This window comes from Sporosarcina ureae DSM 2281, from assembly GCF_000425545.1.
GTDB classification, from domain to species: Bacteria; Bacillota; Bacilli; order Bacillales_A; family Planococcaceae; genus Sporosarcina; species Sporosarcina ureae.
The window spans coordinates 266284-283313 of the sequence record NZ_AUDQ01000001.1 but is presented as its reverse complement, the minus strand read 5'-3'; the positions used below and the strand labels follow the sequence as shown (position 1 = coordinate 283313).

18 protein-coding genes are annotated in these 17030 nt (G+C 42.4%); 15 read left to right on the top strand and 3 right to left on the bottom strand.

Features of this window, described 5'->3' with window-relative positions; genetic code table 11:
- Nucleotides 1-170 precede the first annotated feature (170 nt).
- Entirely contained in the window at nucleotides 171-947 is a 777-nt protein-coding gene (locus H605_RS0101435; RefSeq protein WP_029052553.1) for an enoyl-CoA hydratase-related protein, read from the bottom strand.
- Between the two features lie 809 nt (nucleotides 948-1756).
- Here H605_RS0101435 and H605_RS0101425 point away from each other — a divergent pair.
- From H605_RS0101425 to H605_RS0101370, 12 genes are all read left to right on the top strand, one after another.
- The gene (locus H605_RS0101425; protein ID WP_029052552.1) at nucleotides 1757-2605 is read left to right on the top strand and encodes a DegV family protein; all 849 of its coding nucleotides are present in this window, start codon (nucleotides 1757-1759) and stop codon (nucleotides 2603-2605) included.
- A 14-nt stretch (nucleotides 2606-2619) separates the two neighbouring features.
- On the top strand, nucleotides 2620-3990 hold the full coding sequence (locus H605_RS0101420) for an ATP-dependent helicase ComFA (protein WP_029052551.1): 1371 nt from the start codon (nucleotides 2620-2622) through the stop codon (nucleotides 3988-3990).
- Nucleotides 3987-4601, top strand: coding sequence for a ComF family protein (locus H605_RS19530; protein WP_029052550.1), 615 nt, complete (start codon nucleotides 3987-3989; stop codon nucleotides 4599-4601). The genes H605_RS0101420 and H605_RS19530 overlap by 4 nt, the downstream gene beginning before the upstream one ends.
- Before the next feature lie 5 nt (nucleotides 4602-4606).
- Complete coding sequence (locus tag H605_RS0101410; RefSeq protein WP_029052549.1) at nucleotides 4607-5023, top strand: TIGR03826 family flagellar region protein; 417 nt, start codon at nucleotides 4607-4609, stop codon at nucleotides 5021-5023.
- Between the two features lie 127 nt (nucleotides 5024-5150).
- A complete protein-coding gene (gene flgM / locus H605_RS0101405) occupies nucleotides 5151-5426 on the top strand; it encodes a flagellar biosynthesis anti-sigma factor FlgM (RefSeq protein ID WP_029052548.1) in 276 nt (91 codons plus the stop codon).
- An 8-nt stretch (nucleotides 5427-5434) separates the two neighbouring features.
- A complete protein-coding gene (locus tag H605_RS0101400; RefSeq protein ID WP_029052547.1) occupies nucleotides 5435-5941 on the top strand; it encodes a flagellar protein FlgN in 507 nt (168 codons plus the stop codon).
- 12 nt (nucleotides 5942-5953) lie between these two features.
- Nucleotides 5954-7516 carry a flagellar hook-associated protein FlgK gene (gene flgK / locus H605_RS0101395; protein ID WP_029052546.1) on the top strand — a complete coding sequence of 521 codons (1563 nt, stop codon included), beginning with the start codon at nucleotides 5954-5956 and terminating at the stop codon, nucleotides 7514-7516.
- Between the two features lie 16 nt (nucleotides 7517-7532).
- Nucleotides 7533-8408 carry a flagellar hook-associated protein FlgL gene (gene flgL, locus H605_RS0101390; RefSeq protein WP_029052545.1) on the top strand — a complete coding sequence of 292 codons (876 nt, stop codon included), beginning with the start codon at nucleotides 7533-7535 and terminating at the stop codon, nucleotides 8406-8408.
- A gap of 67 nt (nucleotides 8409-8475) precedes the next feature.
- Nucleotides 8476-9030, top strand: a complete 555-nt coding sequence (locus tag H605_RS0101385; protein ID WP_029052544.1) for a DUF6470 family protein — start codon at nucleotides 8476-8478, stop codon at nucleotides 9028-9030.
- A 79-nt stretch (nucleotides 9031-9109) separates the two neighbouring features.
- The gene (gene fliW, locus H605_RS0101380) at nucleotides 9110-9541 is read left to right on the top strand and encodes a flagellar assembly protein FliW (RefSeq protein WP_029052543.1); all 432 of its coding nucleotides are present in this window, start codon (nucleotides 9110-9112) and stop codon (nucleotides 9539-9541) included.
- Between the two features lies 1 nt (nucleotide 9542).
- Nucleotides 9543-9764, top strand: coding sequence for a carbon storage regulator CsrA (gene csrA, locus H605_RS0101375; RefSeq protein ID WP_029052542.1), 222 nt, complete (start codon nucleotides 9543-9545; stop codon nucleotides 9762-9764).
- A gap of 262 nt (nucleotides 9765-10026) precedes the next feature.
- Nucleotides 10027-11523 (top strand): flagellin N-terminal helical domain-containing protein, encoded by a 1497-nt coding sequence (locus H605_RS0101370; protein WP_029052541.1) that lies wholly within the window; start codon nucleotides 10027-10029, stop codon nucleotides 11521-11523.
- A gap of 439 nt (nucleotides 11524-11962) precedes the next feature.
- On the opposite strand, the gene H605_RS18295 is transcribed toward H605_RS0101370, so the two are convergent.
- Nucleotides 11963-13864, bottom strand: coding sequence for a hypothetical protein (locus tag H605_RS18295; RefSeq protein WP_051210423.1), 1902 nt, complete (start codon nucleotides 13862-13864; stop codon nucleotides 11963-11965).
- Nucleotides 13865-13980: 116 nt separating this feature from the next.
- On the opposite strand from H605_RS18295, the gene H605_RS0101360 reads away from it, so the two are divergent.
- Together H605_RS0101360 and H605_RS0101355 are read left to right on the top strand one after the other, a co-directional pair.
- Nucleotides 13981-14208, top strand: a complete 228-nt coding sequence (locus H605_RS0101360) for a hypothetical protein (protein ID WP_029052539.1) — start codon at nucleotides 13981-13983, stop codon at nucleotides 14206-14208.
- Nucleotides 14209-14506: 298 nt separating this feature from the next.
- Complete coding sequence (locus tag H605_RS0101355; protein WP_029052538.1) at nucleotides 14507-15166, top strand: hypothetical protein; 660 nt, start codon at nucleotides 14507-14509, stop codon at nucleotides 15164-15166.
- Between the two features lie 138 nt (nucleotides 15167-15304).
- Here the strand turns inward: H605_RS0101355 and tnpA are convergent, their stop codons facing one another.
- Complete coding sequence (gene tnpA, locus H605_RS17175; protein ID WP_037561349.1) at nucleotides 15305-15541, bottom strand: IS66 family insertion sequence element accessory protein TnpA; 237 nt, start codon at nucleotides 15539-15541, stop codon at nucleotides 15305-15307.
- Between the two features lie 407 nt (nucleotides 15542-15948).
- Between tnpA and H605_RS0101345 the strand changes: the two genes are divergently transcribed.
- Entirely contained in the window at nucleotides 15949-17022 is a 1074-nt protein-coding gene (locus tag H605_RS0101345) for a hypothetical protein (protein WP_029052537.1), read from the top strand.
- Nucleotides 17023-17030 lie beyond the last annotated feature (8 nt).

Genomic DNA, 17030 nt, shown 5'->3' with positions numbered 1-17030 from the left:
CTAGGCAAGCGCTCTATCAATTGTGTTAACCGCTCATACTTTACCTTGAGCGCTCTATCCAACCATTTAACCGCTCAATAAAGACGTCCAACCGCTCTATCAAGCCGATCGAACGCCCAATTCACCACGCTATAAAGCTCAATCCATCACAATTTATCCCCAAGAAACACTTACTTCCCCTTAAACACAGGCTTCCGCTTCTCCGAAAATGCAATCAATGCCTCCACACGATCTTCCGTAGGCAACGTCATTTCATACGCCTTACGCTCGATCGCAAGCCCCGTCTGCAAATCGGCCATCATCCCTTGCTTGATCGCAAACTTCGCCTGCTGAATCGCAATCGGCCCGTTAGCGAGCAATGAATTCACAAACGCATTCACGACTTCATCCAATGAATCCACAGGCGCTTTCTGCGTCACCATGCCAATCTGCAACGCTTCTTCGGCCGACACGCGTCGAGCCGTCAATATCAATTCCATCGCTTTTGATTCACCAATTAACCGAGGCAACCGCTGCGTTCCGCCAGCCCCCGGAATTATCGCTAGCCCCGTCTCTGTCAGTCCCATCACTGCACTGTCTGCCGCAATCCGGAAATCACAAGCTAGCGCAAGTTCCATACCGCCACCAAACGCAAAGCCATTAATGACCGCAATCGTAGGCTGAGGCAACTGATCGATCATAGTAAAGACGTCGCCAATCTTATTCAGATTCCTCCGCACCATCGATTCAGTCAACGTCTTCCGCTCTTTCAAATCAGCCCCTACACTAAAAGCTCTGTCGCCACTGCCTGTAAATACGACAGCGCGCACATCGGGGTCGATTCTAATACCTTCGACTACTTGCCCAAGCTCTAGCAGCAGTTGGAAGTTAAACGCATTCATCGACTCCGGTCGGTTTAACGTCACATACGCTACCGCGTCCCGCTGTTCATAGATAATTTCCTGCATAATTAAACGCCTCCTTAAAGTGCTCAGTCTAGTTACAAGATAGCATGAAAGAGTTACTTCGTCAGTTTTAGAGAGTTGAAGGGGATGGGCATCGTTACGCTGCGTTCCAGGTGGACGCGTTCGGGAGGGCCCGAGGTAAGCCAACTGTTCACTGCGTTCTCTTAGTTGTCTTACCTGTCGGGCTGATCCTCCCCGAGTCGCCGCCTTCCACTCCGCTTCACTGGTGTGGATTCTAAAATTGAAGAGTAGCTTCACGTGGGATAGTGGAAGGGGATGGGGGCTCCAGACGGTACGCTTTCTGGAGGGACCGCGGTGAACCAACCAGGTCGCTGCGCTCCCTTTGGTTGTTTCACCTGATCGGTCTGATCCTCCCAGAGTCGACCGTCTTCCACCCCCATCCCTTACCGATTGCCGTTTCTTTAGTTTTTGTTGGGGTTCATTGTAGCGATAGGAAGTGGGGACATTATAGTTTCTACTTAGTCACTTAAACAGTTCATCCCTTGACGTTTGCACTTGAATTAAGTCTTAAACTTGAACTCAATCCTAACTTCAATGGGCAACACGAAGTGCCACCCCACTGAATGTAGGATTGGAGCGGAGGGCGGCGACTCCCGGAGGATCAGCGTGTGTCTCGAGACCCTGGACGTAGCGAAGCGAAGGAAGCGGCTCAAGCCACGCCCTCGGGAAAGCGTCCGCCCAGAGCGCAAATCCCCACCCGTACAGCATTTCTGCCTCACTCTTCTAATTCCCCCTTCACAGATGCCAACTCCGCCAATTTCAGGTAGAATAAGTAACAGGAGTTGATCATATTGAAAACAGCGATTGTGACAGACACGACGGCGTATTTGCCGGATGACATAAAAGCAGAACTCGGGATACATACCATCCCGTTACTCGTAACAATAGACGGCAAAGAATTCAAAGAAGACGCCGACATCACAACCGAAGCATTCTACGACATGGTACGCGGCAAAGGCCCACTACCGAAAACATCACAACCCGCAATCGGCGATTTCGAATCGCTATTTAGCGAACTCGCAAAAGACTACGACGCGGTCATTACAATTCATCTTTCGAGCGGCATCAGCGGAACATATATGGGCGCAATTCAAGCTGCCGAGCTCGTACCAGAACTAGAAGTGCTACCGTTTGATTCTGAAATATCGGCCTATCCCCAAGGCTTTTACGCGATCCGTGCAGCGCAGCTTGCGAATGAAGGCGTAGAACCACGTGCGATCATTGAAGAATTGAAAGAAATGCAGAAAGACGTTAAAGCGTATTTCATGGTGGACGACTTATCGCATCTGCAACGTGGCGGTCGTTTATCCGGAGCACAGGCGCTAGTTGGCGGACTGCTGCAAGTAAAGCCCGTCTTGCATTTCGTAGACAAAGTCATCGTACCGTTTGAAAAAATTCGTACATCACGAAAAGCGATGAAGCGGATTTCAGATTTATTGTCGGAAGATGCCAAGAATCAATTGCTCGACGCAGCAGTGATCCATGCGAATCGCTATGACGACGCAGTAGAATGGAAGAAACATTTAGAAGAAAAACATCCGAACGTCGATTTTACGATCAGCCACTTTGGCCCGGTTATCGGCACGCATCTTGGCGAAGGGGCCATGGGACTCGGTTGGGTGAAACGGCGCGGAACCTGAACAGGGGGAACTGCATGTCCGAACGAGACCAACTCAAGCAATTTTTGGCAGGGCGCATTTGGTTGCGTCATCTGTTGCCATTCCCGCAAGAAACCGTTGACGAAGCGATTCGTCAAGGTGATATCCATATAGAACAAGGCGTTACGACAAAAAAGACGTGGCACGGCACGCACTATGCTTGTCAGCGTTGCCATAATGAAAATCCAACACGCTTCACTGTATTTGCGTGTGCACAATGTGAAGCACCGTGCGCTTATTGTAGAAACTGTCTCAACATGGGGCGCGTGTCATGTTGTTCAGAATTACTCACGTGGACAGGCACGCCACCCGCATTCCCGACTGATCACCGTATGAACTGGCAAGGGAATTTGACGCCTTCTCAGGAGAAAGCGACGCGTGAGTTGCTCGACAGTACGATACAAGGGATATCTCATTTACTCTATGCGGTGTGCGGATCGGGCAAGACGGAAATGTTGTTTCAGCCGATTCATTATGTATTGAATGAAGGCAAGCGGGTGTGTCTCGCGGCGCCTCGAGTGGACGTTATTTTGGAACTATTGCCGCGGTTAACGACTGCCTTTCCAGATACTAGAGTAGAAGCGTTATATGGTGGGGCGGAAGTAAAACACTTCGACGCACAGCTAATCCTTGCGACGACCCATCAGCTCTATCGCTTTCACAAGGCGTTCGATGCGGTTTTCGTTGATGAAGCCGATGCGTTTCCGTATACTGCGGACGAAACGTTACAGAGAGCAGTCAGGAAAGCCGTAAAACCTAACGCACCCATCCATTTCGTCACTGCGACACCTTCTAGTCAGTTGCTTGCGATGAATAAAAAGCAAGGCAAAATATCCATTCTAGCGAGACGTTATCACGGTCAGCCACTACCTGTACCACGCAACGAAGCGCTATGGAATTACGAGAAGCAACTAAAAAAGAAACGGATTCCAGAGAAATTACTGCGCTGGACAACCGAACGTCTCGACAAACAACAGCCGTTTCTCATTTTCTTTCATCAGATTGAACTGATGGAGCTGGCCGAACCGTTATTTCAAAAACTGGATGAGCGAATTTGTGCAGTGCATGCGGAACATGATGATCGAAAAGAACGAGTGCAGTTACTGAGGCAAAAAGAAACTCCTGGATTGCTGACGACGACGATTCTTGAGCGGGGGATTACGATACCGAACGTGCAAGTGGCGGTTGTGGGGGCAGAGCAAACGATTTTCAATAAAGGTGCCTTAATTCAAATCGGTGGTCGAGTGGGGCGCTCTGTACCGAATACGTCAGGTGACTTCGTACTGTTTCATCAAGGAATTACACGTGCGATGGACGAGGCGAAACGAGAAATCCGCAAGCTGAACGATACCGAGGTGCCGCAATGACGTGCTTACTTTGCGATAAAGCCCTAGATGACCAGCCCACTTGGCAACACTTCCTCGGTATTCAAAAGGACATGTCCGCCTGTCCAATTTGTCTTGAAAAATTCGAACGCATCGACCATGTCATAGAAGACGATGTCCTTGATTCTGTTCATTCACTCTATGCATATAATGAAGCAGCGAAAGAGTACTTGCACCAGTTTAAGTTCATGCAAGACATCGCGCTTGCGCAAATCTTCGCGACTTCATTACGTAGCGTACTGAACGACTCAAAAAAGATCATCGTACCGATTCCGATGCATCCAATCAATAAAAGGAAACGAACCTTTTCTCAAGTGGATGCGTTACTAGAAGCAGCGAAGATTCCGTATCAATCGCTCCTTGAAAAAACGACGGAATCGGTCATGGGGGAAAAATCTCGTAGCGAACGTCTTGCGATGACTGAACTATTTCGTGTTACAGCCGATATATGTAGTAATGAAGCAGTCTACGTGCTTGTTGACGATATTTACACGACCGGCACGACATTGCGTCACGCAGCTGAAGCGTTGAAACAGCGCGGCGTACAACGGGTGGAAGCTGTGACTTTGTTCAGACCTATTAGAGAGAAGTGAGAGAAATGGCGGAAGTTAGAAATTGTCCGACATGTGGTGGTATGTTTAATTACACGGGCCTTCGAGACGTATGTGGTACGTGTGCGCAAGCGGAAGAGCAAATGTATGAAACGGTCTATCGATTTTTACGCAAACGGGAGAACCGTGCGGCGAATATCGATCGGATCGTGGAAGTAACAGGCGTCACATCCGAATTACTGTATCGCTGGGTGCGTAAAGGGAGACTGCAACCGGCATTGTTCCCGAATCTTGGCTATCCATGTGATAAATGTGGCGCATTAACATCGACCGGTAAACTCTGTGCCAAATGTACGGATGAGATTCAATCCGACTTACGGACATTTGATGCAGCACAAGAGCTTCGTGAAGCCGTGAAGGCGCAAGAGCGAGGCACATATTACACACAAAAAGACGGCAGATGAGGACATACGAAACGAGCAGTTCGTACTGCTCGTTTTTTCGTACAAAAGCCTCTAAAAAAATCTTGAATTCTGCCGAAGTAAAGAGTAAGACCCAAATCTGCCAGAAGAATTGAAAGGAGCGAGACGTATGAAAATAGATGGATTTAAAACACAAGCCGTCAACCCGTACCGCAATCAGCAAATGAAAGTAGATCAGGCGAAGCAAGCCGCGCAAGTGAAAACGGATAAGCTCGAAATTTCATCAGAAGCGAAAAAATTATCCGCCTCTTCACCGATTGAATCGGCAAGACAACAGCGTGTACAGGAATTGAAAGCGCAAGTGCAATCTGGAGAATATCAAGTAGATGCGAGCAAACTCGCTTCCAGTATGCTGTCGTATTTTAATAAGCCAGAAGGAAAGTAGGGTTATACATGTCCATTGAACCAATTTTGACAACGCTCAATCACCTAGAAAAACTGCATACGAGCTTGCTCCGTCTGTCGAACGACAAGACCGCACTGCTAAAAAGCGGTGACGTCGACGGGATTGACCAACTGTTGAAGGAGGAGCAAGCTCACCTAGCAGCTATCGTACAAATGGACCAGAAGCGCCTGCAGGAAGTGAAGCAGTATATAATCGCACAAGGAAGTGCAGTGCCTGCTGAACCGACGATGACGCAATTGATCGATGTAGCAAACGAACCGGACAAAGAACAGTTAGCAGAGGCGAGGGACCGTCTCCTGCATGCGATTCATGAGTTGAAACAACAGAATGAACTCAATCAGCAACTGACCTATCAATCTCTTCAATTTGTGAATCTATCGCTGGACATGGTCCGTCCGCGTCCGGAAACCGTCAACTATTCAAAAAACGAAGTACAAGGGCAGTCACAAAGCAGAGCCAAAACGAAGCTCTCCTCATTCGACTCCCAAGCATAAGGAGGACACAACATGCGCTCGACATTCATGGGACTAGAAACTAGCAAACGCGGATTGTACACACAGCAATCCGCTCTTTATACGACTGGGCATAACGTAGGGAACGCAAATACACCCGGCTACTCACGCCAGCGCGTGAACATGCAAGCGACTTCTGGATTTCCTGGGGTAGGATTAAATGCTGGAACGACTCCTGGCTTTCTTGGGACAGGGGTAGAAGCGGGAAGTATTCAGCGGATTCGTGATACGTTTGTGGATCATCAGTTTCGTAGTGAATCGACGAAGCTTGGGTATTGGGAATCTCAGACAAAAGCGATTTCTCAAATGGAGGATGCAATAGGCGAGCCTTCTGAATTTGGCTTACAGCAAACTCTGACAGATTTCTGGCAATCATTGCAGACGCTTGCGACGAGTCCAGAAAACGGTGGAGCGCGTGCAGTTGTCGTAGAACGCGGCGTGGCGGTAGCTGACTCATTCAAATATATCTCCAAATCCATTTCTGAAATAAAAACAAACCTGGGAGACGAAATAAATGTCTCCGCAATCAATATCAACTCAATTTTCAGCCAAATTACTGAACTGAATAAACAAATTGCAGAGGTCGAACCGAATGGTTATTTGCCAAACGACCTCTATGATGCACGTGATGGTTTGCTAGATCAATTATCCGGCTACTTGCCCATTGAAGTCAGTTACGATAAAACTGGCGGACGTGCACTGGCAATAGCTGAAGGTACCGTTACGATTAAAATCAAGACAAATGGTGATTCGATTACCGTTTTACAGAAAGATCAATTCTCGGAAATATCGATAGATGGAAAAGACTTAGCAACCGGCGAACTCCCGGCTGCCATCACAGGCTTTACATTCGGCGGTGCACCTGCTGAAGACGCAAAACTAACGATGACAGAAATGAAGAAAAGTGGGGAATTAAAGTCACTCGTAGATTCGTATGGTTATAGTGATGCACCAGGCGGAGATGTGAAAGGTCTTTATCCTGACATGCTCGCGAAATTGGACAAGATGGCGAATGCTTTTGCTACGGAATTCAATAAAATTCACAAAGAGGGTACGGATCTAGAGGGAAATACAGGTGCTGATTTTTTTGTAGTGGTCAATGGCGGAAGTATTTCTGCAAGCAACATCAAAGTAAACGAGAGTATAGCTAAAGAACCGAATAAATTGGCGGCGTCTACTTCCAAGCAGGTAGGCGATCCAGACACTAATCCCGAAGTAGGGAATGGACAAAATGCCAAAAACCTAAGTAATGCACTGTTCAACAAACTCAGTGGACCTGACGGACTAGGTGGTTCAAGCGTCCAAGGATTCTTCGCTCAAATCATTGGGGAACTGGGAGTATCCGGACAGCAAGCAATAAAAATGACCGGAAGCTCAGGAACACTTCTACTTGCGGTTTCTAATCGTCGCGACTCCATCAGCTCCGTCTCACTAGACGAAGAAATGACCGACATGATCCGTTTCCAACAAGCATATAACGCTTCTGCCCGCATGATCACCGTAATGGATGAAGCATTAGATAAAATCATTAATGGAATGGGTACAGTCGGCAGATAATTTAGGAGGAATCTTCATGCGTGTAACACAATCTATGCTATCTCAAAATATGCTGCGGAACTTATCAAGCAGTTATAACAATATGGGAAAATTACAAGAACAACTAAATACAGGGAAAAGAGTTACTCGTCCATCTGATGATCCCGTTGTCATTATGAAAAGCCTCGGCTACGGTATGCAGGTCAACAGGGTAGAGCAATATCAGAAGAACTTAGGCGAAGTCAATAACTGGCTGGATAGTTCAGATGACGCGTTGGACGGAGTAGGTCAAGTCCTTCATCGTGCCAGAGAATTAGCCGCAAATGCTGCGAATACAGGTGCGATGACAGAAAATGATAGAAAGATGATCAAAGTTGAATTAGAGCAACTGCAAAATCAACTGCATGACCTAGCGAATACGAAAGTCGGCGACAAACATATATTCAGCGGGAAGATGACCGATCAACCGTTATTCGATAAAACAACGGGTAAATATCAATCGGGCGCATCTTTTAAAGAGAATGTATCCATTGAAGTATTTGATGGAGTAGACTTACGTGTAAGTACGAATGTGTCAGATATGTTTAACAATATCAATCAATTGTTCACCGATATAAAAAACGATAAAGACGACAAGTATGATTTTAGTTCTGCGCTAGAAAAAATTGACGGGTTGCTGGATGATGTTTTAATAAAACGCGCGGATATTGGTGCGCGTTCCAATCGTGCAGAGCTTATGGATAATCGTCTTCAAATGCAGGAAGGTGCCGCGAAAAAGCAACGTTCCGAAAACGAAGATATCGATTATGAAAAAACGATCACGGATTTGATTACTTCAGAGTCCATCCACCGGGCCACATTATCGGTAGGAGCGCGTATTATCCAGCCTTCTTTAACGGATTTCTTGCGGTGAAAAGTAGTGCGGACACGTTGATAGTGTCCGCTATTTTTATATAGGAAAGCAAAGGAAGGTGATAGGTGTGAATATCCCTCAGCTGCAAGTCCAGACGACATCAGCTAAGCTAGGCTTACAAATAAATAAACCTATACAAGAGATTGAGCAGCCGAAAGCTACTCTGACTATCGAACAACCTGCAGCGATTATTGAAATGTCCACTACACCATCGGAACTTACAATCGATACGACAGAAAATCGAGCGGCCCTAGACTTAATGAGCATGTTCAGACGGGGAGACGAAGTCGCTCAGTACAGCCAGCAAAAAGTGCAAGAAGGCATTGCGCGCAGAGCTCAGGAAGGGCAACAGCTCGTGAAAATTGAAAATGGCGGTAACCCCTTAGCTGATATTATTAAACAAAACACTGATCGACCAGTAGCTGAGCTAGGTATCCGCTTTGTGGGGAATTCATTGCAATTAAAAAGAAGCTTTACACCAGGTCAAGTGAATATAAACGTAACACCACAGAAGCCCATAATAGATGCGCAGATCAACAAACCAATCCATCACTATACGCCAGGGACCGTAACCGCCAATCTGGAGCAACATTCATCTATAGAAATCGACTGGAAAGTATAACGAAGAATGAACGTAAAGTATCTTTGTAATCAATAACATTATAGTAAACAAGACATTACGTAGAGGAGCAACGTACACCATGAGAATTGAAACTAAATTTCATGCAACCATTGAAATAGATCCAGCAGAAAAGTGGTATTTTCCAAAAGGAATCCCAGGCTTTGAAAACGAAACCGATTTCGTATTGCTACCGATTGAAGGCAGTGACTCGTTACAAGTATTGCAATCAACGAAGCAGCAAGAAGTGGCGTTTATTGTAGCTAGCCCCTATACACTAGTAACCGATTATACATTTGAACTCGATCACGCGACGATAGACTTGCTTGATATTAGTCAGCCAGAAGAAATCATGGTGCTTGGCATCCTATCTATGAAACAGCCCTATCACCAGTCGACAATCAACTTACAGGCCCCACTGATCTTTCAAGTTCTAAATAAAAAGGCCAAACAAATGATTTTGAACGACCCGCGTTTCACAGTCAGACACCCACTCGACAAAGGAGGGAACTGACATGCTCGTCTTGTCACGTAAAGTAAACGAAGTCATTCAAATTGCAGACAATATAGAAATACGGATACTAGAGGTCAAAGGTGATACTGTGCGAATTGGTATTGACGCACCGAAATCTATTGAAATTCTAAGAGGGGAATTAGTTCAGTCAATTACAGAGACGAATCAAGAGGCACTGACAATCGACATGGATCTGTTCACGCAGTTGATGAAAAAAGAATAGTATTCAATTAGTAAAGTATCGCTATAGAAGTTCTGTGGCGGTGCTTTTTTATGTGGGATTTTGTTTAGACAAACTTATGACATATATACGCTACCTAATTCTACGGATTTTAAATAACTTGAAAAATATACTAAACTCTTTACCCGCCTATCCGATATTACTAGTGTAAGCGGGAGAAAGGGTTCGGCCGGCTCTGTACACCGCCACAAAATTCAGGGGCACAAGGAAGTGTACCCTACACACACTCAAGGAGGAAATTAAAATGAGAATTAATCATAATATCGCGGCGTTGAATACACATCGTCAGTTGAACACTGCAACTACTAACCAATCAAAATCCATGGAGAAATTGGCTTCAGGTCTTCGTATTAACAAGGCTGGGGACGATGCAGCGGGTCTTGCAATTTCTGAAAAAATGCGTGGACAGATTCGCGGGTTAGACCAAGCTTCTAAAAATGCTCAAGATGGTATTTCAATGATTGCTACTGCTGAAGGTGCTTTAAATGAAACTCACGATATTCTTCAACGTATGCGTGAACTAGCCACTCAATCAGCAAACGATACTAATACAACGAGTGACCGTGGTGAGATTCAAAAAGAAGTTGATCAATTAGCTGAAGAAATTACACGAATAGCGAATAATACAGAGTTTAATACACAGACCCTTCTCAATGGTGGTATTCAAGATGGAAAAAAAGGTGCTGTTAAGTTTCATGTTGGAGCAAACTCTAATCAAAATATTTCAGTAGATATCAAAGCTATGGATGCAAAATCTCTAGGGATTGCTCGCGATGAAAAATCAGTTGCATTAGATAGTGGTGCTTCAGGAATTAGTGGAGCAACCCTTACTGCTGGAGCTTCACTTATTGATGGAACATATAATATTGCTTCTGCCGACGTCTCCGCTGGTAAAGCGAGTGTGACTGGGGCTACAGGCTTTGCGGCTGGTGCTGGTACTGATGAAGTTGGAGCAGCTGGAGACCTAGTGCTAACTGTGAATGGCGTAACTAAAACCATCACAGTAGCTGCAACTGATAAAATTGGTGATTTAGTTACTAATATTAATGCTCAATTTACTGGATTAGCTTCACCAGATTCTGGACAATTAAAACTTGAAAGTTCAGCTACAGGCGCTGCTCAAAACATCACCATTGAATCTGCTTCAAATGCTGGCGTTCTTACTGGATTAGGACTATCTACTGGTGAACACAAAGGAAATGATGCTTCTCTTACATTTACTTTGAAAGATAGTACAAATACAACAACATATGAAACTGTTACTGGAGTTGCATTAAATGCTACTGAGGTTTCTTTCAATAATACTGGAGTGAAGATTGAAAAGAATGCAGGAACTACTACTAGTTTATCTGGGAGTGTAACTGTTTCCAGTGATCAAGCAGCGGCAGCAACTTTCGATTCAACAGGTAAATTAACTAATGCAGCTAAAGCCAATGCTGGTATTAACGTTTCAACACAAGGTTCAGCAAGTGATGCAATTGGGAAAATAAATGAAGCTATTGAAACTGTATCTGCTGAACGTTCTAAACTAGGTGCTATACAAAACCGTTTAGATCACACAATCAATAACCTTGGTACATCTTCTGAAAACCTAACTGCAGCGGAATCCCGTATCCGTGACGTAGATATGGCGAAAGAAATGATGGAACAAACAAAGAATTCAATTCTTTCTCAAGCAGCACAAGCAATGTTGGCTCAAGCACAGCAAACCCCGCAAGGAGTATTACAACTTCTTCGGTAATGTTGTGAACGGGCGTCTTATCTGGTAACGGGTAAGAGCACAACTGGGTGAATTGCTGGAACTTCCTAAAGCTTCATCAACCACAACGTAACTGGAAACGGTCAGCGTGATGGTTTGAAAATGATGAGGATGATACAATGGATAATCAGCAGCCAAGCTCCTGTGGGGAAACCCTGGAGAAGGTTCAACGACTAGGATATACCGTCTAAGGCTTCACGGCTATGATGATGAAATCCGTAGGACAAGCAACAGCGTCCGAAGCGCCCAGCCCCAAACAGGTTATGCTGTGGGTGAAGATATAATCTGAGCCTATTAGAGACAATAGGACTACTCGCAAGCAAATCAACAGCCTCAGGGCGTTCTACAACTATTACGTTAATAGGACCTTTGAAATAAAAGAGACTTCTTTTTTAGAAGTCTCTTTTGCTTACATAAAAATTTAATCTTGGAGTTCTTTCGTTTTGTGAACTATCGACCAATAACTACGTTCGAGCTGATCGGCAATTTGTTGAATGGTAGAGCCTTTTTGTTTCATGTCTATTAATGTTGCTATTTCTTTTAGTGTATAAGGTCGCATTCTCTCCCTAGAACTAGTAATAAGTTCATATTCGGGATATTTGTGTAGCCATTTTTGAGTTTCCATATAGAAGCGATATTGCCAGTTAGTTTTATAGCTCATTGCAGGGCATGTGATTGTAACAGGTTGAATGTCTTGAAGAAACAATAATGTATCTGCAGTACGGTTTGTGCGCAAATAATAACCATTTCCATCAGGTCGTTTCGTAAGTGTAAATTCAGCTAGAGTTAAACTTTTGATTTGTACTATGAAGCATTTTAATTCTTCATATGTGAAGTTTTGTAGATACAGAGCTATGTGAGGAGTAATATATATTTTTTTATTATTGTCATTCACACGGGTTGTAAGCATTAGTGACCCATCATCCATGTAGACAGTTGCTATACTGTGCAAATCATTTAAATTGAAAAGTCTATTTTTCGGTAGTATTTTAACTCTGGATTTGCCTTTTTTAGTACCACCATAAAAATCAGCTTCTAACGCGCTCCACAGATTGTCAACTCGTGAACTAATGGTATTGCCTTTTAGGGTAAAAGAAAGGTATGGCTCGAGTTTCATGACTTTCCAAGCTCGATAATCCTTCTGCTGGATAGAAAAGTGTTCACTGTAATTACTTCTGATCCCTTTAAATTTTGTTTGTATGTGCGTAAGCATGCCATCTCCAATAATAGAACCAAGCATAATGTTTTGCTGTGTAGTAGAAAGATCATTCAATGTATTCAGTGGTCGCGGTGAAATGCAGTTCTGCCGATGGAAACACTCTTGTACAATCTCACCTAAAGTTAAGCCTGTTGATGCTTGGACGGAACAAAGAAAGTCTCGATTTTCTTCAGTAAGGCTCACTTGATAGCGTTTGGATTCATTGTCCTCTTGCCTGGCGTAGTTGAATCTTTGAAAGTTCTCTGTTGTTACTTTTATAGAGGAAGCGTATTGCTGAATCATTTGATTAATTTCTTCAGTAGGAGAGGGAATAGATATCTGATTGGGAAGCCGTATAGTGGTTCGCTTCGCAACAGGTTTTCGAACTTCTACATTCTTAATTTTATAGGAGAACATAGGATGGATCCAAGGTGCAACCATACCTATAAAGTATTTGATTTGCAGTTGGTCATACAAAATAAGTCTTCGTTGACCATCTATTGCAAATAGGAAATTGAAATTGATATTTAGTGCGTATTGAAGTAACGGAAGCTCGTCCTCGGTCCAATGCTCGGTGGAGAGAATCAGTTTCTCCAGCGTGCCGTTTTCTTTAACTTTCAAGTGACCGCATTCCTGGTACCACCAAGCGAGTGTCTGAGTGTTCATATGCTGTTCAACAAACTGCAGAGGCATGCCCTTAGAGCCGTTCCTATACCAATCGCAGTATAATGCTTCAGCATTAGCACAAGGGGCAGATTCAATCACCACGCGCTCTGTAAAGCCGAATTTACTCCGTGAATCCGTAGTTTGTTCCTTCTCTATAAGAAAGTCTGGAACATAGGATTGTAACTGTCGGTGGCAGGAATGAGCCCATTCACTGTGTTTTGTATGAAAAGTGAATCGAAAATATTTGTGGTTAGTTGCAGAAGACATAATACGCCCGCTGCTAAGCAGCAATGCGCAGAGCAGGCTATTTAATTTTACATTGGAAGAAGGTAGTGAATTTATCTTCAGGTCGCTGTTCTTACAATTAGCAGTGTATTGTTCCTTTGCCGCTTTACCATCTTCCAGTAAAAAGCTGTAAGATCGTGAATTCGTAGAGTATATCAATTTTCCAATCGTCATAGTAAGCCCTCCTATAAGATAAGAATGTGTGTTCTTATTATATTATGTTTGAGGATAGATAGCCAATTATAATTAAAAAGCAGAACTGGTATGAAAGTGTAAAGGAGGTACAACAAATGAGGGATAACTCAGAAGAAATCGAGCGGTTGAAACAACAACTGGAGCAAGTTAAACAGCAGGATCGGGTTTTGGAAGAGATAGAGAAGCGTTTGTATAAAATGAAAGAGATTGCGGAGTATGCATCTAAGTATCGGCTTAGTGGGGAAGAGACGCGGGAGTTGGAGAAGCAGATAGGGGAGCATGAGGCAGCGATTGAGTCGTTGCAGAATTATTTGAAGTCTTAAATCTTAAATGTTTTGGACATAAACCAGTTAAAAAAATGCACTATTAAATACTTGAGCATTAGTTCAATTTATTCATTTCTAACCGATACAATACTAGTACTATGTATTCCTATTAAAATGATCAATAAAAAATTGCAAATTAGTTATCTTGTAGTTAAATATATTTCCATAAATAAATATAAATTATTTGCTTGATATTTTCCGTCTATTTAAATATAGATTTTAATTAACTATTATCTGTGTGTAGAGGGCGATAATTTTATGGAAAACTAATAATGTTAGCGGGGGGCGGCATCTTGTGGAAAAAAGAACATATATAGATTATTTGTACTTTGGCTATAAAAAAGCCAAGCATTTTGTGACTATAGAAACGAGTTTCACGGATCCAGTAGATATACTATTATTTGAAAAAGATTTGAAATCGAATATTGATGATTTATACGAACTGCTAGAGAACCCTGAGAAATTATTACAAGAAATTAAGCTTATGAAAGGTTACCTTTATTTCTTCCCGAAATCGAACGGGGCGAACGATGAAGTAAGGATGAGGCCTAAAGTGTCTTTCCCTTTTAAATACCAAGTCTTATGGGCAACAATTGTGCTTATTATAGGTGAATGGTTCGACACCAATGAAAGAATTAAAAATACATATTCAATTTGCGATGAAAATATTAGAGATAAGTTTAATTGGATGGTCCCTTGGAGTTTTAACGGAAGAATAAAGCGTTTATCTAATACTCAGGCACTAGAAGGGAATAATAGTTGGACATCAAGTTATATACATTATAACGATAAAAGGTTATACGAAAGCCATCAAATGGCTTTGAGAAAGTTTAATTCTTATAAAACCAATGAAATAGATAAGATGTTAAATTTTTGTCTGCCTGTGTATCAAACAAATCAGACACTATTCAGAATTGTTCTAGATTTGTATGATGCACAGGTAAATAAGATTTAAGAAGGCGATTGAGTCGTTGCAGAATTACTTGTGCTAATAAGATATCATTTACAGGCTCGTTATTTATTATTTTGGGAAAATAAATTAATAAACTGCAACAGGTGATTTATATATGATGATACAAATTACTTGTGCATCTTACAACATAAGAAAAACTCTGAGTAATGTCAGATTTGTGTAGTGCACAGGTAAACAAAAAATAAGTTGGGTCTCCTGATGTGCGGTATGATTAACTGGTGACTGCTTCCTTAACCAATACTTCATATTGTGGACGGCAACCTCTGCAGTTTCACACCATTCAGAAAGTGCTAGTCCACTTTTTTGATATTCATCGATCTTCGTAGACCAGTATGCTTCTTTCTCTTTTCTTTTCAAATAAATACCTCCCAAAATATGTTCTATGGGAGGAGTATCTCACGAATCTTCTTCTATTAATATGTGTTCACGTTTTGACGCTTACGTAAATGGTGCCTGTATGAGAAACTGAAAAATAGCCTACCTGTGTATCATATAGCTTAGGTACTATCGTGAATGGTTCTTAAGTTGTGTCATGCATAGGTAACGCTTTTAATGAAGAGACCTACTGAGTAGGCTGATGTATGAGCCGCTTGGTGGGTTATTTTTTATTTTAGTTTTGAGGATTTCATATAGGCCATTTCATTTTCTTAGAACTACCTAAAAGTGAAGAGGAGTAAAATAAATCAGAAAAATTAATAATTAAACTAACACTTCCTAGCCTATCTTTGTTAAAATGAGTATATAAATAAAAGGTGGTTTTTACTATGAACTCTGTTAAAGATATAATATTTCCGCAAGATATAAACAGATTACCAAACAGGTCCTTGAGGGAAATATGTACTGATATTGGAATAGACAGTACAGGTTCATCAGGGGTTTTAACTAATAAAATATGGTCAAATTATGCTCGTATACCTCAAGAAGCTTTTGATAAATTAAAAGAACAAGCTTTAGTAGGAAATACTTCTCTTGCATGGTTTCATCTAAGTACTAATGAAAGTTTAGTTGGTACAAAGGACAAAATTGTAGCCGGAATGAATTTTGACCCTTTTAGCGAAGTCAGAATTCCTAATGAGAATGAGATAACTTCTGAGCCTAAGATTATATGTGGGGCAACTTTAGGGAATGATAAATTATATTACTTAAGATTTATACATAGTACCGGAACAACTACAAGTTATTTTGCAAATACTCAACATGTACGGAGTAGACAAGAAATTACTACTGTTTACATAGATGAGGAAGAAGGAATAGTAGAAATAAGATCAAACTCGACAAATGCAAGGAAAGTAGCCTCTAGTTTGGCAATTTTAATACAACAACAAATAGCTTTTGAACAAACGGATGCCTTAGCACCATATGGACATGCTGTAGAGAGATTCGCAGATGCATTAGATGGGCAATTAATCGATACAGTTGGAAGACCAGAAGGTTCTGATACTGAGTTTAAGGAAGAGGAAGGAGAATCAATCGTTAATGTACTTTCTGCACTTGATGATTACTTTAACGATAAGGACATAAATGCTCTTGAAAGTAAGTTAAATCATGAAGAGCTAAATGAAGTTCTTTCTTCCACACCATTCACTACGTTGCTATTGAGTGGGCTTGAGACTGTAGGTTTGGGCAGTATCAGGGAGTTGAGGGGGTTGCCGTTATATGATTATATAGAACCCTATATCCAAAAGCAAAATGGATCAATTCTGTTTGATGTAGTTGAAAATGGTGTTGTACAAGAGTATTCTATAAAAGTAGGTATTAAAACAAAAACAGTTAAATTTAACACACCAGCAACAGAAAAGGCATTAGATTTTGTTAGAGAAAAAATAGCAACTATTTAAAATTACTG